Here is a 17,984-nt window from a genome sequence, read left to right as displayed (position 1 = left end):
GCGATGTTCTATCAGGCGTATCGCGAGGCCGGCTTCGATCCCGCCAAGATGCCGATCGCCAGCCTCTCGACCAGCGAAGCCGAATTGGCCGACATGTCCAACGAAGCGGCCGAAGGCCACATCACGGCGGCGCCGTTCTTCGATACGCTGTCGACGCCGTCGGCGCGTCGTTTCGTCACCCAGTTCAAGCAGCGCTTCGGGCCCGACGCGCCGGTGACGGCGAGCGCGGAAGCTGCGTATTTCCAGGTTCATCTGGCAATGCGGGCGGTCGCCAAATGCGGCTCGGACGATCCGGAGCGCGTGTTGCTCGAATTACGCGACGCGGAATTCGACGCTCCGCAGGGGCGCGTTCGGATCGATCACGAGAACAACCACACGTATCTCTGGCCGCGGATCGCTCGCGTCGATGGTCAGGGGCGGTTCCGCACCGTTTGGAATCCCGGCGTTCGGATCAAGCCGGATCCGTATTGTGTCGTGCAGAGCCTCGACGACTGGTCGGCAGACGAACTCCATGCATCGACGACATGAACCTCGGGCACGGAGCTGACGGGTGACGATCCAAATTCTCCGAGACCTGCGGGGCCTGCGGGTTCACGTCGTCCACCCTGCCGATGTCGAGCGGGTGCAACTCGTCGAACATCTGCGGCGCATCGGCTGCATGGTGGAGGCGCAATGGCCGGTACCTGCGGCGTGGCCGGATGGAACCGACGTGGTGATCCTCGCGATCGAACACGATGTTCGGGCCGAGATTCTGAAGCTGCTGAAATCCGACGGCGCCGCGCGGCCGACGCTGATCGCCGTCGTCAGCTACGAAGATCCTTCGACCTTGCAACTTGTACTTGAAGCCGGCGCCGTCGCGGTGATCGAGCGGCCGATCAGGCCGTTCGGTTTGCTGACGAATTTGACGATCGCCCGCAGCCTGTGGTTGGAGCGCCGCGAAACCACCAAGCGCATCCGCAAGCTGGAGCGCAAGCTCACCGGCATCCAGCGCATTCAGAAGGCGAAGACCATTCTGATGGAAGGACAAGGTCTCGATGAGGCGCAGGCTTACGAGAGCATCCGTCGTCAGGCGATGTCGAAGCGCGTATCAATGGACGACATGGCTTCTGCTATCATTCACGCAAATGAGCTCTTGCAGTACCGTGCGAAAGATGATTAGTCTTTAGTCGTCACGCAAGCGCTGCTTGTTAGTGATGCAGCCGCACCATCGATGAAGCTGGTTCGGCACCAGGCTGTGTAGCCCGAGAGATCCGCGAGGATCTGTCGGGCTTTTTTGTTTTGCGGCTGGCGTGTTCCGGTGGGCGTGGGTTCGCTCCGCCGGGCGGCAGACGATTAGGTCATCTTTGGGTCGAAACAGCGCGCTCGGGCGTGAACGACGAGTCATGTCCGATGAAAGGGAACAGTATGGCAATTGATCGGCGTAAATTCATCAAGGGCGGTCTGCTCGCGACGGGCGCGGCGATGACGTCGCCGGCGGTGTTCTCGAGTGGTGCGCAGGCCGCAGGCGAGATCAAGGTGGGCGTGCTGTTCAGCCTCACCGGTGGTCTGTCGATCGTCGAAAAGTCGCTGCACGACGCGACGATGATGGCGATCAGCGAGATCAACGAAAAGGGCGGCGTCAACGGGATGAAGATCACCGCCGTTGCCGAAGACGGCGCGTCCGACCCGAAGACCTTCAACGAGAAGGCTTCGAAGCTCGTCATCCAGGATCGCGTCCCGACCGTGTTCGGTTGCTACACGTCCGCGAGCCGCAAGGCGGTTCTGCCGGTGTTCGAGAAGCGGCACAATCTGCTGTTCTACCCGACCTACTACGAAGGCTTCGAGTGCTCGAAGAACGTGGTCTACACCGGCGCGGTGCCGAACCAGCAGCTCTCCAACTTCATTCCCTGGATCATCAAGACGCTCGGTAAGAAGAAGTTCTTCATCGTCGGATCGAACTACATCTATCCGCGGGAAATGGCCAAGGTTTCAAAGATCCTGATCGAGAAGAACGGCGGCCAATGGATCGCCGACGAGTATCTCGAGCTCGGCCATTCCGAATGGGGCTCGATGGTCAACAAGATCAAGAATTCCGGTTGCGACGTGGTGCTTTCCAACGTCGTCGGCGATTCGGTGGTGGCGTTCTATCGCGAATTCAAGAATCAGGGGCTGACCCACGACAAGCTGCCGATCTGTGCGACGGTGACGTCGGAGATCGAGATTGCCGCGATGGGGCCGGAATACGCGGTCGGCAGCTACACCTCGTTCCCGTATTTCCAGGCGATCGACACGCCCGCCAACAAGGACTTCGTCGCGCGCTACCGCAAGTTCGTCAACGACCCCAAGGCGGTGACACATCACGCGCTCGAGTGCTCGTACTTCCAGGTCTATCTGTGGAAGCAGGCGGTCGAGAAGGCCGGCAAGGCGACCCCGGAGGCGATCGTCGCCAATATCGGCGGTCAGTCCTTCGACGCGCCCGGCGGCAAGGTCACGGTCGAAGCGCAGAACCTACACACCGCGCTGACGCCGCGGATCGCGCAGTGGCAGGCCGACGGCCAGGGCAAGATCGTCAATGCCTACGATCAGCCGGTGTTCCCGCTGCCCTACGTCGCCTACGGCGAAACCGAGTCCAACCTGTTCTGCACCGCCAAGGGCCTGGACAGCGCCAAGCTCAAGCTCTGACACGCGAGCCGCCGCCCGCGCGATCAGCGTGGCGGCGGCTCCTTACGAGGGCTGCACGAGGATCTGCGATGCTCGAAGTTCTGTTTATCGGTCTCAGTCTGGGGTCGGTGTTGCTGCTGGTCGCGCTCGGTCTGGCGATCACCTACGGCGCCATGGGCGTCATCAACATGGCGCACGGCGAGATGGTGATGGTCGGCGCCTATGTCACGGTGCTTTCGGGGATCTGGCTCGGCGCCAACATCTTCGTGGCGATCCCGCTGGCGTTCATCGTCACTGCGCTGCTCGGCCTGCTGATCGAAAAGCTGGTGGTGCGCAAGCTGTACGGCCGGTTGCTGGACACTCTGCTCGCGACCTGGGGCATTGCGATCCTGATCCAGCAGGCGGTGCGGTTGGAATTCGGCCTGTCGTTCTTCGGCATCCATATCGAAGGCCTCGGGCCTGGCCTGCAGAACGTCGCGGTGCCTGAATTCCTGCAGGGTGCGTTCAGCATCGGCGGCGCCGAGATCAACCGCTATCGCGCCTTCATCATCTTGGTCACGGCGATTCTGGCGTTGCTGACCTGGCTGATCATGTATCGCACGCCGATCGGCACCCAGGTTCGCGCTATCATCCGTAATCCCAAGATGGCGGCGGCCTGCGGCATCGACGTCGAGCGGGTCAATGCGCTGACCTTCGCGTTCGGCTCCGGGCTCGCCGGAATTGCCGGGGTGATGGTGTCCGGCTTCAAGACGGTGTTTCCCGACATGGGCACGCCGATGGTGGTCGACGGCTTCCTGGTGGTGGTGATGGGCGGCGTCGGCAGCCTGCTCGGCTCGGTGTTCTCCGCCGGCATCCTCGGCGAGATCAACGGCCTGGTGGCGTCCGTCACCAACGACATTCTGGCCCGCGCCGTGGTGTTCGGCATCGTGATCGCGATCATCATTCTCAAGCCGAAGGGCCTGTTCGCCCTGAAGGGGCGCTGACGATGCTCTCCAAGCGTCACACTATCTGGGCGATCTACGCCGTGTTCATCGTGCTGACGATGGCGGCTCCGCTGGTGATGGATTCGTTCTGGCTCAACCGCGTCGCCAAATATCTGGTGTACGGCATGCTCGGCATCGCGGTCGCGCTGTCGTGGGGCTACGCCGGCATTCTCAATCTCGGCCAGGGGCTGTTCTTCGGCGCCGGTGCCTACATGTTGGCGATGTCACTGAAGCTCGCCAGCGCGACCTCGCTGCAGCAGGGCTCCGACAAGCCGGTGCCCGACTTCATGATGTGGAACGCAGAGCCCGGCGCTCCGACCGAATTGTGCTGCATCAACAAGGCATCGTTCCTGTGGTTGCCGTTCCAGAGCCAGTGGTTCGGCGTGCTGATGGGGCTGGTGGTGCCGATGGCGATCGCCGGAGTGATCGGCACCATCGTGTTTCGCAAGCGGATCTCCGGGGTGTTCGTCTCGATCATCACGCTGGCGGTGGTGCTGCTGGTGCGGCTGGTGGTGATCGATGCGCAGCCGATCACAAACGGCTTCAATGGTCTGACTGATCTCGGCTGGCTCAATGTCGGCGGCTTCGAATTCGATCCCTACGTCGTGCAGACCTACTATCTGGTGGCGATCTCGCTGGCGGTGGTGCTGATCGGCACTCGGCTGCTGGTCGAAACCCGCGCCGGGCTGATCCTGCAGGCGATCCGCGACGACGAGAACCGCGTCCGCTATCTCGGCTTCGACGTGCCGACCTACCAGACGTTCTTCTTCGCGGTCTCGGCGCTGATCGCCGGCTTCGCCGGCATGCTCTACGTCGTCGTCTCCGAGTTCGCCTCGCCGACCTTCCTCGATCTGCAGTTCTCGATCACCATGGTGGTGTGGGCCGCGGTCGGCGGTCGTGCCTCGATCCTCGGCGCCTGCCTCGGCGCCATCCTGATCAACACCATCTCGGCGACGGTGAGCGAGACCGCCGGCTTCGCCGAGGGCTGGAAGGTGGTGATCGGCCTCGTGTTCGTGCTGGTGGTGCTGTATCTGCCGCGCGGCCTCGCCGGGATCGCGCACGATCTGCTCGATCGCCTTCGGCGGCGCACGCCGGCCGACACGGTGCGGGTCGGCGACGCGACCGGCGCATCGCAACTGGCGGAGTGAGTGATGAACAAGGTTGCGCTCACCATCGACGGCCTCGGCGTCGATTTCGAGGGGTTCAAGGCCGTCAACAACGTGTCGCTGACGATCGGCGAGGGCGAGCTTCGGGTGCTGCTCGGCGCCAACGGCGCCGGCAAGACCACGCTGATGGACCTGATCTCCGGCAAGACCCAGAGCACAATGGGACGGGTGTTTCTCGACGACACCGAGATCACCAATTGGCCGGAGTACAAGATCGTCCGCGCCGGGATCGGCCGCAAATTCCAAATCCCGAGCGTGTTCAAGGAGCTCACCGTCCGCCGCAATCTCGAAGTGGCGAGCTGCAAGAATCCGGGCGTGCTCGCCAATCTCGGCTTCGGCTTTTCCGCCGCGACGCGCAAGCGAGTGGACGAGGTGCTGGAACTGACCGGGCTGACCGAGGAGGCCGATCGGGTGGCGGCCTATCTGAGCCACGGCCAGACTCAGTGGCTGGAGCTCGGCCTGCTGATCACCCAGGATCCGAAGGTGATCCTGCTCGACGAGCCGACCGCCGGCATGACGCAGGCCGAGACTCACAAGACCTCCCAGATCGTCAACAACCTCAAGGGCCGCCACACCATCGTGGTGGTCGAGCACGACATGGCGTTCGTCCGCGAGATCGCCGAGCGCATCACCGTGCTGCATCTCGGCCAGGTGCTGGCCGAAGGCAGCGTCGCTCAGATCGAGAACGATCCGCGGGTCAAGGAAGCCTATCTCGGCGCACAGGGGATCGCCTGATGCTGACCTTCGCCAACGTCAACAGCTTCTACGATCGCAGCCACATCCTGCACGATGTGAGCCTCGACATCCCGACCGGCCAGATCACTGCGATCCTCGGCCGCAATGGCACCGGCAAGACCACGCTGCTCAAGACGCTGATGGGATTGACCGATCGCAGCGAGGGCCAGATCCGGCTCGAGGGCGACGATCTGGCGATGCTGCCGACGTTCCGCCGCGCGCGGGCGGGCATCGCCTACGTGCCGCAGGGCCGCGAAATCATTCCGGACTTCACCATCCGCAACAACATCCTGATGGGGGCGTTCGCGCGCACCGACGGCAAGCGCGAGATTCCGCCGCTGGTGGCCGAGCTGTTTCCGTACCTGATGCAGAATCTCGACCGCAACGGTGGCGTGCTGTCGGGCGGCCAGCAGCAGCAGCTCGCGATTGCGCGGGCACTCGCGGCGGACCCGAAGATCATCCTGCTCGACGAGCCGAACGAGGGGATTCAGCCGTCGATCGTTCAGGAAATCGAGGCGATCATCGTCAGGCTGAACCGCGACCTCGGCCTCACCGTGTTGCTGGTCGAGCAGAACATCCCGTTCGTCCGCCGTGCCGCGCAGCGCTTCGCCATGATGGAGAAGGGGCGCGTCGTCGAAGCCGGCGCGATCGGCGACCTCACCGACGAGATGGTGCACCGGCACATGGCGGTGTGAGCGCGAGAAAATACCCTGCGGCGCACCGATGCGCCGGCCTCAACCCGAATTGAACCTAGCTCAGCAACGAGGAGTTCGAGATGATTCACGGTGATATTGGATCGAGCAACGATACGGTCGGCGTCGCTGTCGTGAACTACAAGATGCCGCGGCTGCATACCAAGGCCGAGGTTTTGGCCAACGCCCGCAAGATCGCTGACATGATCGCCGGCATGAAGGTCGGTCTGCCGGGCATGGACCTGGTGATCTTCCCGGAATACTCGACCCACGGCATCATGTACGACTCCAAGGAGATGTACGAGACCGCCTCGACCGTACCGGGCGACGAGACCGAGATCTTCGCCGAAGCCTGCCGCAAGGCGAAGGTGTGGGGCGTGTTTTCGCTGACCGGCGAGCGGCACGAGGAGCATCCCAACAAGGCGCCCTACAACACGCTGATCCTGATGAACGACAAGGGCGAGATCGTTCAGAAGTATCGCAAGATCATGCCGTGGGTGCCGATCGAGGGCTGGTATCCGGGCAACTGCACCTACGTGTCGGAAGGCCCGAAGGGCCTCAAAGTATCGCTGATCATCTGCGACGACGGCAATTACCCGGAGATCTGGCGCGACTGCGCGATGAAGGGCGCCGAGCTGATCGTGCGCTGCCAGGGCTACATGTACCCGGCCAAGGATCAGCAGGTGATCATGGCGAAGGCGATGGCCTGGGCCAACAACGTCTATGTGGCGGTCGCCAACGCCGCCGGCTTCGACGGCGTGTATTCGTATTTCGGCCATTCGGCGATCGTCGGCTTCGATGGCCGCACCCTCGGCGAATGCGGCGAGGAGGAATACGGCATTCAGTTCGCGCAGTTGTCGAAGTCGCTGATCCGCGACGCGCGCAAGAACGGCCAGTCCAACAACCACCTCTTCAAGCTGGTGCATCGCGGCTACACCGGGATGATCAATTCCGGCGACGGCGACAAGGGCGTCGCGGCGTGCCCCTACGATTTCTATTCGAAGTGGATCGCCGATCCGGAAGGCACCCGCGAGATGGTGGAATCGTTCACGCGCGACACTATCGGCACTGAAGAATGTCCGATCGACGGCATTCCGAACAAGAAGGTCGCGCATCGCTGACGACGCCGCGACGATCGCCCCGGCGAATGCCGTGGGCGGTCGCCTTCGATCGAAACGAAAGGAGAGCCAATGCTGCGGATCGATCATGTTCTGGGCAGCCGTATCGATCCGAGCTTCTCGGAAGATCTGCACCGGCTCGAGCATCGCGGCGGCGTCGACGTCGTCAGCATTCCGGTGGCGGATCTTTCCCGCCGCCGGCTGCTCGCCACCACGCGTGGCGGCCGCGAGCTGGCGATCGCGCTGCCCCGTCACGAGAAGCTGTTCGACGGTGCGGTTCTCTTCATCGACGCCGACAAGGCGATCGTGGTCCGCGCCGGCACCGAGCGCTGGCTGCGGCCCGAGCCGCGCTCGATCGCCGACGCGATCGAGCTCGGTTACCAGGCCGGCAATCTGCACTGGCGCGTGCGGTTCGAAGGAGAGGCGCTGTTCGTCGCGCTGGAGGGGCGTACCGAAGATTACATCGCGCGCCTCGACGAACTGATCGCCAGCCGCCGGATCGGTGTTTCGATCATCGACCAAGAGAGCGGCGAGTCGGGACGGCGCGAAGACGAGGCGCCGCATGTCGGGGGGCACCATCTCCACGGTCACGGCCATCATCACGGCCACGATCAAGATCATTGACGATGCGCTCCGCCCTTCTCGCGATCTGGCAGGCCGACAGCGGATTTCCGAACGGCTCGTTCGCGTTCTCTTACGGCCTCGAAGCGATCGCCGATCTGCGCGGCAAGCTGTCGCCGCGATCACTCGCCGATCTGATCGAGTCGGTGTTGCGGCAGCGCTGGGCGAGTTTCGACCGGGTTCTGATGATGCGTGCGTTCCGCGCCGGGAACGATCTCGCCTGCCTCGCCGAGCTGGACCGGCTGTGCGAGGCGATGTCGCTGTTGGAGCCGCACCGGCTCGGCTCGCGGCGTAACGGTGGATCGTTCATCGCGGCGCATGCGCGGCTCGGCAATCCGGTCGCGGCGCGGCTGCGCGACGCCATCGCGGCGGGCGCGTGCATCGGGCATCTGCCGACGATGCAGGGCGCCGTCTGGCGCGCGTTGCAGTTCGACGCGCCGTCGGCCCAGCTCGCCTCCGGCTACATCACGGCGTCCGGCATGGTCGCAGCCGCAGTGCGTCTCGGCGCGATCGGCGCGCTGCAGGCGCAATCGGCGCTGCAGAGCGCGCTGCCGATCATCGATGAGTTGGTGACGAACGGTGACGATGATGCCGAGCCGTCGAGCTGCGTTCCGTTCGTCGACATCGTCGCGGCTCGCCACATGCGGGCCGACCTTCGACTCTTCGCCAACTGAGAGGCCTGGATGCTGCTCACCCCCACCGAACTCGAACGCCTCACCATTTTCAATGCCGCCGAGCTGGCGCGTCGCCGCCGCGCGCGCGGGCTGAAGCTCAACTATCCCGAGGCGGTGGCGATCATCACCGACGACATCCTCGAAGGCGCGCGCGACGGCCGCACCGTGGCCGACCTGATCGGCTACGGCTCTACCATCCTGACCACCGCCGACGTGATGCCGGGGATTGCCGTGATGATGGACGTGATTCAGGTCGAGTGCGTGTTTCCGGACGGCACCAAGCTGGTCACCGTGCACGAGCCGATCCGTCCGGCGCCGGGAAGCGAGGCCGATCTCGAGCATCCGGGTCGGATCACTGCGGCGCCCGGAACGCTGGAACTGAACGCCGGCCGGCGCCGCCTGAAGCTGACTGCAGTCAACACCGGCGACCGGCCGATCCAGATCGGCTCGCACTATCACTTCTTCGAAGTCAATCGAGCGCTCGAATTCGACCGCGCTGCCGCCTTCGGCATGCGGCTCGACATTCCCGCGGGCACTGCGGTGCGGTTCGAGCCTGGCGCCACCAAGGAGGTGACGCTGGTCGAATTCGGCGGCAGCGGCGAGCTCACCGGGTTGAACAATCTCACCGCGGGGCTCGGCTCCGATCCGCTGGTCCGCGAAGCCGCACTGGCGCGGGCCAAGGCACGCGGTTTCAGGGGGGCGTGATGACGACGATCGCAAGACGGGACTACGCGGCGCTGTACGGCCCGACCACCGGCGACCGGGTGCGGCTCGGAGACACCGCGCTGGAAGCGGTGGTCGAGAAGGACTACGCGGTGTACGGCGACGAGTGTCTGCACGGCGGCGGCAAGACGCTGCGCGACGGCATCGGCATGTCCGGCATCACCTCGGCCGAGGGGGCGTTGGATTTCCTGCTGTGCAACGTCACGGTGATCGATCCGGTGCTCGGCATCGTCAAGGGCGATCTCGGCATCAGGAACGGCCGTATCGTCGGCCTCGGCAAGGCCGGTAATCCCAAGATCATGGACGGTGTCGATCCGCGGCTGATCGTGTCGACCGGCACGACGGTGCGGGACTGCGAGGGTCTGATCGCGACGCCCGGCGCGATCGACGTCCATGTGCATTTCGACAGTGCCGGTCTGGTCGAGCATGCGCTGGCTTCCGGCATCACCACCATGATCGGCGGCTCGCTCGGCCCGATCACCGTCGGCATCGATTCGGGCGGCCCGTTCAACACCGGCAAGATGCTGCAGGCCGCCGAGCATTGGCCGATGAATTTCGGCTTCCTCGGCCGCGGCAATTCCCACGTCGCCGCGCCGATGGTCGAACAGCTCGAAACCGGCGTGATGGGACTGAAGCTGCACGAGGATTGGGGGTCGATGCCGGCGGCGATCGACTGCTGCCTGCGTGTCGCGGACGACTACGACTACCAGGTTCAGATCCACACCGACACGCTGAACGAATCCGGTTTCGTCGAGGATACGCTGGCGGCGATCGGCGGACGCACCATTCATATGTATCACACGGAGGGGGCTGGCGGCGGCCACGCTCCGGATATCATTCGTGTCGCCGGCGAGATGCACTGCCTGCCGTCGTCGACCAACCCGACCAATCCCTACACGGTCAACACCTTCGACGAACATCTCGACATGACGATGGTGTGCCACCATCTCAACCCGGCGATCCCCGAGGACGTCGCCTTCGCCGAGAGCCGCATCCGGGCGCAGACCATCGCGGCCGAGGACGTGCTGCACGATATCGGCGCGATCTCGATGCTCGGTTCCGACAGCCAGGGCATGGGCCGCATTCACGAAGTGATCTGCCGCACCTGGCAACTCGCCTCCAAGATGAAGCAGCAGCGCGGCGCGCTGCCGGAAGACAAACCCGGCATGGGCGACAATGCCCGCATCAAGCGCTACATCGCCAAATACACGATCAACGCCGCCAAGACCTTCGGCATCGCCGATCACATCGGTTCGCTGGAGGACGGCAAGCTCGCCGACATCGTCGTATGGCGGCCGGCGTTCTTCGGAATCAAGCCCGAGCTGGTGATCAAGGGCGGCTTCATCGCCTGGGGTGCGATGGGCGACAGCGCAGCTTCGCTGATGACCTGCGAGCCCTTGCTGATGCGACCGCAATGGGGCTCGTTCGGCCGCGCCCCGTCGGCGCTGTCGGCCTGTTTCGTCCACCCGCTGGCGATCCAGAACGATCTGGCCGGCAAGCTCGGGCTGTCGAAATCGCTGCTGCCGGTGAAGGGTACGCGCAAGCTCAGCAAGCGTGACATGCTGCACAACGACGCCTGCCCGAAGATCACCGTCGATCCGGAGACCTTCGACGTGTTCGTCGACGGTGAACTCGCCACTTGCGAGCCTGCTACCGAGCTGCCGCTGGCGCGGCGCTATATGTTGAGGTGATCATGGGATTGCAGCTCACGTCGTTGACGACCAGCGCGGACGCCAACCCGTCCGTCGCCGCGCGCATCGGCATCGGCGGTCCGGTCGGCTCGGGCAAGACCGCGTTGATCGAGGCGCTGATTCCGGTGCTGCAGACCCGCGGCGTCGATTTCGCGGTGGTGACCAACGATCTCGTCACCAAGGAAGACGCCGAACGGCTGCGTCGCTCCGGGCTGATCGATCCGGCGCGGGTATCGGCGGTCGAGGCCGGCGCTTGTCCGCATACGGTGATCCGCGAGGATCCGACGCTCAATATCGCAGCGGGCGATACGCTGGAGGCGACGTTTCCGGGGCTCGAACTGATCCTGTTCGAATCCGGCGGCGACAATCTGGCCTCGACCTTCTCGCTCGATCTGGTCGACTGGTGGATCTTCGTCATCGACGTCGCCGGCGGCGACGACATCCCGCGCAAGAAGGGACCGGGTGTGATGAAATGCGACCTCCTCGTCGTCAACAAAGTCGACCTGGCGCCGTATGTCGGCGTCGCGCTGGAGCCGATGCTGGCGGAGGCGCAGCGGGTGCGCGCCGGCAAGCCGGTGATCGCCACCAATGCGCGCTCCGGGCTGGGCGTGGACGCCGTCGCCGATGCAATTAGTGCCGCCGTCCTGTTTCGCTCCTGACCGTGCCCGCGTCAGCGTCGCGCGGCTCGCCGCCGAATTCGCCGGCGGTCGCACCATGCTGCGCCGCCAGCAGGTCGGCTATCCGTGGCATCTCGGTCGTGGCTTCCATCTCGATTCCGCCAAGCCCGATCTGCTGACGCTGTATCTCCAGTCGGCTTCGGGTGGGATGTATGCCGGCGACGAGCTCAGCTTCGATGTCGAAGTCGGGACCGGTGCGGCGCTGCATCTCACCACCCAGGCGGCGACCTTGGTGCACGCGTGCCGCGATGCCGCCGCCTCGCTGAGCCAGCGTGTCCACGTCGCCAACGGCGGCTTCGCCGCGCTGACCAACGATCCGTACATTCTGTTTCCGGAGGCCGAGCTGTCGCTTGCGACCAGCGCAGTGGTCGATTCCGATGGAGTCCTGATTCTCGCCGATGGCTTCGGCGCACACCGGCCGGCGCGGTTCGAAGGCACCTTCAAGCGTTTCGCCAGCGAGCTTCGTGTCACGCGGCCGGACGGAAGCCTGCTGCTGCTCGATCGTGCTGCGCTGCGCGGCGGCGATCTCGGCAATCCTTACGATGCGCTCGGCGGCGCTGGCGCTGGCGGATCGGTGATCGTCATCGCGCCCGCCGAGCGGTTGCCGGCGGCCGAGGCCATCGAAGCCGCGGCGGAGCGTGCCGGCTGCTTCGCCGGCGTGTCGGCGGCGCCGAACGATGCGGGCTTGGTTGTGCGAATGACGGCGCCGGACGGCGGTGGTTTGACGCGTGGGTTGACGGCGGCGTTTCATGTCATCGCGGAGACTGCGCTGGGCGTGCCGCTCGCGGTGCGGCGCAAGTAAGCGGCGCGAACCTTCGGTCATTGGAGCGTTCACAAAGGGTACCTCCTCATGGTGAGGAGGCGCGCAGCGCCGTCTCGAACCATGGCCGCAGACACCCGCGTCCTCATCCTTCGAGACGCCCCGGCTACGCCCTGCGGGCTATGCCGAGGCTTCTCAGGATGAGGAGTCAGTGCGGTGCTTCCATCATCGCCGGGCCAGGCGGAAGTACAATTCCGACAGCCGTGCCGGGAGATCCTCCACGCGGTGCACCAGCATGGTGTTGCCGCGGCCGAAGATGCGCGCGGCGGCTGTCATGCCCGGGCTGCCGAGCACGACGCCGAAGGCGTCGATGCCGCGGGCGTGCAGGCCCATTGCGGCGCGGCGCGCGTCTTCGATCAGGTCTGCCGGATCGCCGACGTCGACGTCGGACGGCTCGCCGTCGGTCAGCACCAGCACCAGCTTGCGGAAACTGCGGGCGTCGCCGATCACCGCACCGGCGTGGCGCAACACGGTCCCGAGTCGTGTCGAATAGCCGGACGCGAGGCCGTCGAGCCGTGCCATCGCCTCAGTGCCATAGGGCTCGTTGAAAGCCTTCACAGATGTCAGCTTGACGTCGTCGCGGCCGTCGGAGGCGAAGGCGAGGAGTCCGAACGGATCGCCGAGCTTCTGCATCGCTTCGGCCAACACCGCCACCGCGATGCGCTCGACATCGAGCACGGTCGCGCCGGAGCGCAGGCGGTCGCTGGTCGATTGCGAGGTGTCGATCAGCAGCAGCGCGGCGAGATCGCGGTGCTTCGAGGTCGAGGAGCGGAACACCCGCGGGTCGGGCTCCTGGCCGGTGCGCAGCGCCAGTCCGGCGTCGATCACCGCGTCGAGGTCGAGATCGTGGCCGGCGGGCTGGCGGCTCAGCCGGATGCTGCGGCCGATGCGCAGGCCGCGCACCAGTTGTGCGACGCGACCGCGCAGCGCATCGGCCCGGTCGAGCGCCTCGACGATGCGGCGCGGATCGCCGCGTAGCGCGGCGACGTCGCGCACCGTGGTCCACTCCGGCCGCTCGATACCATGGCGGCGGTCCCATTCCGGATAGGTCGCCAGCGCCGTGCCGCGGCTGTCCGGCGCGACCGGCCGCGCCTTTCCGGCATCGCTGCCGGATGGCTGCTGATCGTCCGGCGGAGCTCCATCGTTCTCCTGTCGTTCAAGCCTGGCTGCGTCGACGAACATCTCCAAGATGTCGGCATTGGCCTGCGGCGCCTCGTCGAAATCCCACAGGCCGAGATTGTCGTCGCGATACACCGGTTCGACGACATGGGACTTGGCGTTGAACTGCAGCCGCATCTGGCCGAGATCGTTGCCGAGCAGCATGCCGATCTCGCGCGCGATCGCCGGATCGTCCAGCCGCGTCTGCGCGGCGGCGAACAGTGCGCGGCCCTTCTCGATGAAGCCGTGATCGTCGGGGTAGCCGTCGTCGAACAGCGCACGGGCGAGCCGCGCCAGCAGCGCCTGCGCGGTGGCGATGCCGGCCGGCTTTGCGGTGTGAAACGGCGCCCACAGCCGGCGCAGGCCGGGGAGTTGCCGCATCGCCAGCATCTCGATCCGCGCGTCCTCGATCAGTCCGACCAGCACGATCTGCAGCGGCTTGAGCTTGCCGACCGGAAAGCGGCCGCTGCCCAGCACCAGATGCGCCTGCGCATGAGCGGCGGCGGCGCGATACAGCCGCCACGCCTCGTCGCCCTCGAAGCCGCGATACACCTCCGGCAGCCGGATCAGCGGGCCGGCGAGGGCCGACCGCCGCGCCACGGCGGTGTCGCCGCAGGGCAGGGCACGGAACAGCGGCACCCGGCCCCACAGCGCAGTGACGAAGACTTTGAGATGGCGCTCGGTCTCGGCGAAATCGACGCCGCCGAAGTCGCGGCTGATCAACCGTTGGGCCAGCTCGTGCTGCAGGGTGAAGTAATTGCGCCGGACGCGTCGGTCGGTGCCGGCGAGCTTCAGTCCGGAGGCGATGAAATTCTCGAATGCCTCCACCGAGCCTGGCGCCAGGATGGTCGACATTCGCTGCGCCACCGGCTCGACCGCGTCCGGCGCGTCGTGGGCGAATTGCGTCAACGCGCGCCACCACCGCGCCAGTTCGGGCGCGGAGGCGAAAGCATTGCGGGCGATCGGCAGCGATTTGAGGCTCAGCGCCGCGGCGCGCGCGCCGGCCTCGCGGCAGATCTCCGCCGCGGCGCCGGCGGCGGCGAGCAGGGCAGCGATGTCGTTGCCGGGCTCGCTGCGGCTGATGTCCCAAAAGGCGATCAGGCAACCGGGGCCGGCATTGATGTTGACCAGCTCAAGCACCGCGGCCGACCAGGCGTCGAGATCGGCCTCGTTCCAGCGCGTTGCGAGGTCGTCCCAGGCGGTGCGGAACGGCGCGCGCAACGACTCGCGCTGCCGCATCATCAGATGCAGCTCGCGCGTCGCGCTGTCGGGCAGCGGCTCGGCGCGCATCAGAGCTGTTCGCGTCTGCTCTGCACTCACGGCATGCAGGCCTCAATCGCCGCGCGCAATGCGGCGCGGACGTCGGGATTGTCGGTGATCGGCAGCACGATGCTGGACTGCACCGCGGCGCCGAGCGGCACGCCGCCGCGCACCAAACGTCCGGCGTGGATCAGCATCCGGGTCGAGGCGCCTTCGTCGAGGCCGTGGCCCTGCAGATTGCGCGAGCGCTGGCCGATCGCCACCAGCACGTCGGCGAGCGCGCTGTCGGCACCGCTCTCGCGCACCACGATCGCGCTTTCGATCTGCGGCGGCGGATAGGTGAAGTCGATCGCCAGGAAGCGTTGTTTGGTCGACTCCTTCAGGTCCTTCACGGCGCTCTGGTAGCCGGGATTGTAGGAGATGGTGAGCTGGAAATCCGGATGCGCCGGCACGATCTCGTTGTGCTTCTCCAGCGGCAGGATGCGGCGGGCGTCGGTGAGCGGATGGATCACCACCGTGGTGTCCTGCCGGGCCTCGACGATCTCGTCGAGATAGCAGATCGCGCCGTGGCGCACTGCCTGGGTCAGCGGTCCGTCGTGCCAGACGGTCCCTTGTGGTTCTAGCAGATAGCGGCCGGCGAGGTCGGCGGCAGTCATGTCCTCGTGCGCCGCCACGGTGATCAGCGGCCGGCCGAGCCGCCATGCCATATGCTCGACGAAACGGGTCTTGCCGCAGCCGGTCGGGCCCTTCAGCATCACCGGCAGCCGTTCCGTATAGGCTGCGGTGAAGATCTCGATTTCGTCGCCCTGGGGCTGGTAAAACGGTTCCGCTGCGATCCGGTAGGCGTCGAGCACCATGCACTCCTCCTCAAGCCAAGCAGGGGACGGAGGCCAGCGGCAAACAGGCGCGACAGAGACCGTCCCTGAAAATGGGATTGTGGCAATCTCTGCCGACCGAGCACGCTGCTACATCGAAGCGCGCTCTGGATGTCATACGGAAGAATACCTCGTTGCCTCTTTGGCGCAAGTGGAAGCGGGACGAGTGGAAGCGGGGCCAACGGAAGCGGGGCGCCGCGTCGCCAGGGCCCTATTTGGCAGCGCCATGGCCGAGCGCGATGCCGATGGTGCGGGCGGCTTCTACGACGTGGACGGAGTATTCCTTGATCTGCTTGCGCTTGACGCGGATGTCCGGGCCGGACATGCCGATCGCGCCGATCAGTTCGCCGGAGCGGCCGATGATGGCGCAGGCGCAGGCGGCGATGCCTTCGCGCCATTCGCCGTGCAGCACCGACGCATAGCCCTGCGCCCGGATGGTACGGATGTCTTCGCGCAGCTCCTCGATCGTGGTGCGGGTCGAATCCGTATAGCGCTTTAGATGCGGGCGCAGGATCTCGAGATAATCGTCCGGCATCTGCGCCAGCATGGCCTTGCCGGTCGCGACCGTGAAGGCCGGCGCGCGCATCCCGACGCTGGTGTGGGCGCGGATGTGATGGGCGCTTTCGATCTTGTCGACGTACAGAACCTCGGTGCCGTCGAGCACGGACAGGTGGACCGTTTCACCGGTGACCTCGGCCAGCTTGGTCATCGCCGGCCGCGCGATCCGCACCAGATCCATGCGCTGGATGACGTGATGGCCGAGCTCCCACAGCTTGGTGGTCAGCTCGTAGGTGCTGTGCGGCGGGATTTGGCGGACATAGCCTTGCGACTGCAAAGTCGCCAGCAGCCGGTGCACGTTGCTCTTGGTGAATTTGAGCTGGTTGGCGAGGTCGGTGACGCCGCGCGGCTGATCGCTGAGCGCAAGGGTCTCGAGCAGTCGAAGTCCCTTGATGAAAGCTTTGTCCATTCAGGCGGCCGGGCAATATCTCTTTGTTGGAAATAACGACCGGCAGTCGTGACTGCCGGTCGGAGTTTGCTGCGAGTCGCCTTATTGGGCCAGCATCGCGTTCAGCTTTTCTTGTCCGTATTCTTCATTGGTTGAATTCCCCGCCGGCGACTTGGCGCCCCAGAAATCCGGGCTCCATTCGATCGCCTTGGCGACGTTGTCGGGGTTGTTGGCCCAATATCGCGCAATGTTCTTGTCGGTCGCCGCATCGAACACGACCTTGGACGGCAGCGCGACCGGGAAGGTGGAGGTCAGTTGCGCGGCGCGCTTCGGATCGAGCCGCCACGACAGCAGCTTGAGCGCATTGTCGTAGTTCGGCGCGCCCTTTGGAATCGAGAAAAAGTCGTAATAGACGAAGCCCTGGTTGAAGGTGAGGTCGATCGGCGCGCCTTCGAGCGCCAGCTTGCTCATCGAGCCGGTGTAGGCCAGGCACATGTCGGCTTCACCGTCGAGAAGCAGCTGCGGCGGCTGCGCGGCGGTGGTCCACCACTTGACGACGTGCGGCTTGATCTCCTTCAGCTTCTTCAGCGCCCGGTCCATGTCGATCGGGTACAGCTTGTCCTTGCTGACGCCGTCGGCCATCAGCGCGGCTTCGAAGGTGAAGCGCGGCCACGCCGGCATGCAGCGGCGGCCCGGAAATTTCTTCACGTCCCAGAAGTCGGCCCAGGTCTGCGGAGCCTTGTCGCCCTTGAACTTTTCCTTGTTGTAGACGAGGCCGACGCCGATCACCTGCAGCGCGACGCCCTTCTTGCGCTTCAGATTGTCCGGCATCGCAGCCAGCGTCTTGTGCGCAGACTCCGACAGCTTCGAATAATCGATGTCGGCCAGGCAGCAATCGCCGAGCAGCTTGGTTTCCTGGTCGAAGATGAAGGTCAGATCCCACTGCGCCTTGCCGGCCTCGGCCTGGGCCTTGATGCGCGGGCCGCTGCGGGCTTCCTGCACGGTGACGACCTTGATGCCGGTTTCCTTTTCGAACGGGTCGTACATCACCTTGCGCAGCGCATCGCCGTAGCCGCCGCCCGGATCCTGCATGATCACGACGTTGCTCTGGGCCGTGGCGGTCGCCGCCCCCAGGGCGATGAAGGCCGCCGAAGCCAAGGCCGGCAAGGTGAATCGTTTCAATCCCAACATCCTGCGTTTCCCTC

18 protein-coding genes are annotated in these 17,984 nt (G+C 65.3%); 14 read left to right on the top strand and 4 right to left on the bottom strand.

The annotated features are described in order from the left end of the window. The 14 genes from DY468_RS17785 to DY468_RS17720 all read left to right on the top strand — a co-directional run. On the top strand, positions 1-528 hold a 528-nt coding region (locus DY468_RS17785; protein WP_164606123.1), incomplete at its 5' end, for a transporter substrate-binding protein. A gap of 22 nt (positions 529-550) precedes the next feature. Further along, positions 551-1,159, top strand: coding sequence for an ANTAR domain-containing response regulator (locus tag DY468_RS17780; protein WP_164606122.1), 609 nt, complete (start codon positions 551-553; stop codon positions 1,157-1,159). 245 nt (positions 1,160-1,404) lie between these two features. After that, positions 1,405-2,661 (top strand): transporter substrate-binding domain-containing protein, encoded by a 1,257-nt coding sequence (locus tag DY468_RS17775; protein WP_164606121.1) that lies wholly within the window; start codon positions 1,405-1,407, stop codon positions 2,659-2,661. Between the two features lie 68 nt (positions 2,662-2,729). Beyond that, positions 2,730-3,623 carry an urea ABC transporter permease subunit UrtB gene (gene urtB, locus DY468_RS17770; protein ID WP_164606120.1) on the top strand — a complete coding sequence of 298 codons (894 nt, stop codon included), beginning with the start codon at positions 2,730-2,732 and terminating at the stop codon, positions 3,621-3,623. Between the two features lie 2 nt (positions 3,624-3,625). Beyond that, positions 3,626-4,771 (top strand): urea ABC transporter permease subunit UrtC, encoded by a 1,146-nt coding sequence (gene urtC, locus DY468_RS17765; protein ID WP_164606119.1) that lies wholly within the window; start codon positions 3,626-3,628, stop codon positions 4,769-4,771. 3 nt (positions 4,772-4,774) lie between these two features. Beyond that, positions 4,775-5,524 (top strand): urea ABC transporter ATP-binding protein UrtD, encoded by a 750-nt coding sequence (urtD, locus tag DY468_RS17760; protein ID WP_164606118.1) that lies wholly within the window; start codon positions 4,775-4,777, stop codon positions 5,522-5,524. Further along, positions 5,524-6,219, top strand: coding sequence for an urea ABC transporter ATP-binding subunit UrtE (gene urtE, locus DY468_RS17755; protein WP_164606117.1), 696 nt, complete (start codon positions 5,524-5,526; stop codon positions 6,217-6,219). The genes urtD and urtE overlap by 1 nt, the downstream gene beginning before the upstream one ends. An 80-nt stretch (positions 6,220-6,299) precedes the next feature. Beyond that, entirely contained in the window at positions 6,300-7,337 is a 1,038-nt protein-coding gene (locus tag DY468_RS17750; RefSeq protein WP_164606116.1) for an aliphatic amidase, read from the top strand. A gap of 69 nt (positions 7,338-7,406) precedes the next feature. Beyond that, positions 7,407-7,958, top strand: a complete 552-nt coding sequence (ureE, locus tag DY468_RS17745) for an urease accessory protein UreE (RefSeq protein ID WP_164606115.1) — start codon at positions 7,407-7,409, stop codon at positions 7,956-7,958. A gap of 2 nt (positions 7,959-7,960) precedes the next feature. Continuing rightward, complete coding sequence (locus DY468_RS17740) at positions 7,961-8,629, top strand: urease accessory protein UreF (RefSeq protein ID WP_164606114.1); 669 nt, start codon at positions 7,961-7,963, stop codon at positions 8,627-8,629. Between the two features lie 9 nt (positions 8,630-8,638). Beyond that, entirely contained in the window at positions 8,639-9,334 is a 696-nt protein-coding gene (locus DY468_RS17735) for an urease subunit gamma (protein WP_164606113.1), read from the top strand. Next, positions 9,334-11,043, top strand: coding sequence for an urease subunit alpha (ureC, locus tag DY468_RS17730; protein WP_164606112.1), 1,710 nt, complete (start codon positions 9,334-9,336; stop codon positions 11,041-11,043). Before DY468_RS17735 ends, ureC begins: the two co-directional genes overlap by 1 nt. Before the next feature lie 2 nt (positions 11,044-11,045). Further along, positions 11,046-11,702: an urease accessory protein UreG gene (ureG, locus tag DY468_RS17725; RefSeq protein WP_164606111.1), complete on the top strand. Its 657-nt coding sequence runs from the start codon at positions 11,046-11,048 to the stop codon at positions 11,700-11,702. Continuing rightward, the gene (locus DY468_RS17720) at positions 11,668-12,522 is read left to right on the top strand and encodes an urease accessory protein UreD (RefSeq protein WP_164606110.1); all 855 of its coding nucleotides are present in this window, start codon (positions 11,668-11,670) and stop codon (positions 12,520-12,522) included. The genes ureG and DY468_RS17720 overlap by 35 nt, the downstream gene beginning before the upstream one ends. Positions 12,523-12,705: 183 nt before the next feature. Here DY468_RS17720 and DY468_RS17715 read toward each other — a convergent pair whose 3' ends face one another. The 4 genes from DY468_RS17715 to DY468_RS17700 all read right to left on the bottom strand — a co-directional run bounded on the left by DY468_RS17715 (position 12,706) and on the right by DY468_RS17700 (position 17,970). Next, complete coding sequence (locus tag DY468_RS17715) at positions 12,706-14,988, bottom strand: nitric oxide reductase activation protein NorD (protein ID WP_164606109.1); 2,283 nt, start codon at positions 14,986-14,988, stop codon at positions 12,706-12,708. A 26-nt stretch (positions 14,989-15,014) separates the two neighbouring features. Continuing rightward, entirely contained in the window at positions 15,015-15,815 is an 801-nt protein-coding gene (locus DY468_RS17710; RefSeq protein WP_164606108.1) for a CbbQ/NirQ/NorQ/GpvN family protein, read from the bottom strand. A gap of 229 nt (positions 15,816-16,044) precedes the next feature. Beyond that, the gene (locus DY468_RS17705) at positions 16,045-16,800 is read right to left on the bottom strand and encodes an IclR family transcriptional regulator (protein WP_164606107.1); all 756 of its coding nucleotides are present in this window, start codon (positions 16,798-16,800) and stop codon (positions 16,045-16,047) included. Positions 16,801-16,881: 81 nt separating this feature from the next. Beyond that, on the bottom strand, positions 16,882-17,970 hold the full coding sequence (locus DY468_RS17700) for an extracellular solute-binding protein (RefSeq protein ID WP_164606106.1): 1,089 nt from the start codon (positions 17,968-17,970) through the stop codon (positions 16,882-16,884). Positions 17,971-17,984 lie beyond the last annotated feature (14 nt).

The organism is Rhodopseudomonas sp. BR0M22 (genome assembly GCF_010907035.1).
Classification (GTDB): Bacteria; Pseudomonadota; Alphaproteobacteria; order Rhizobiales; family Xanthobacteraceae; genus Rhodopseudomonas.
Note: the sequence above shows the minus strand (reverse complement) of the source record. Positions and strands in the feature narration are given on the sequence as shown.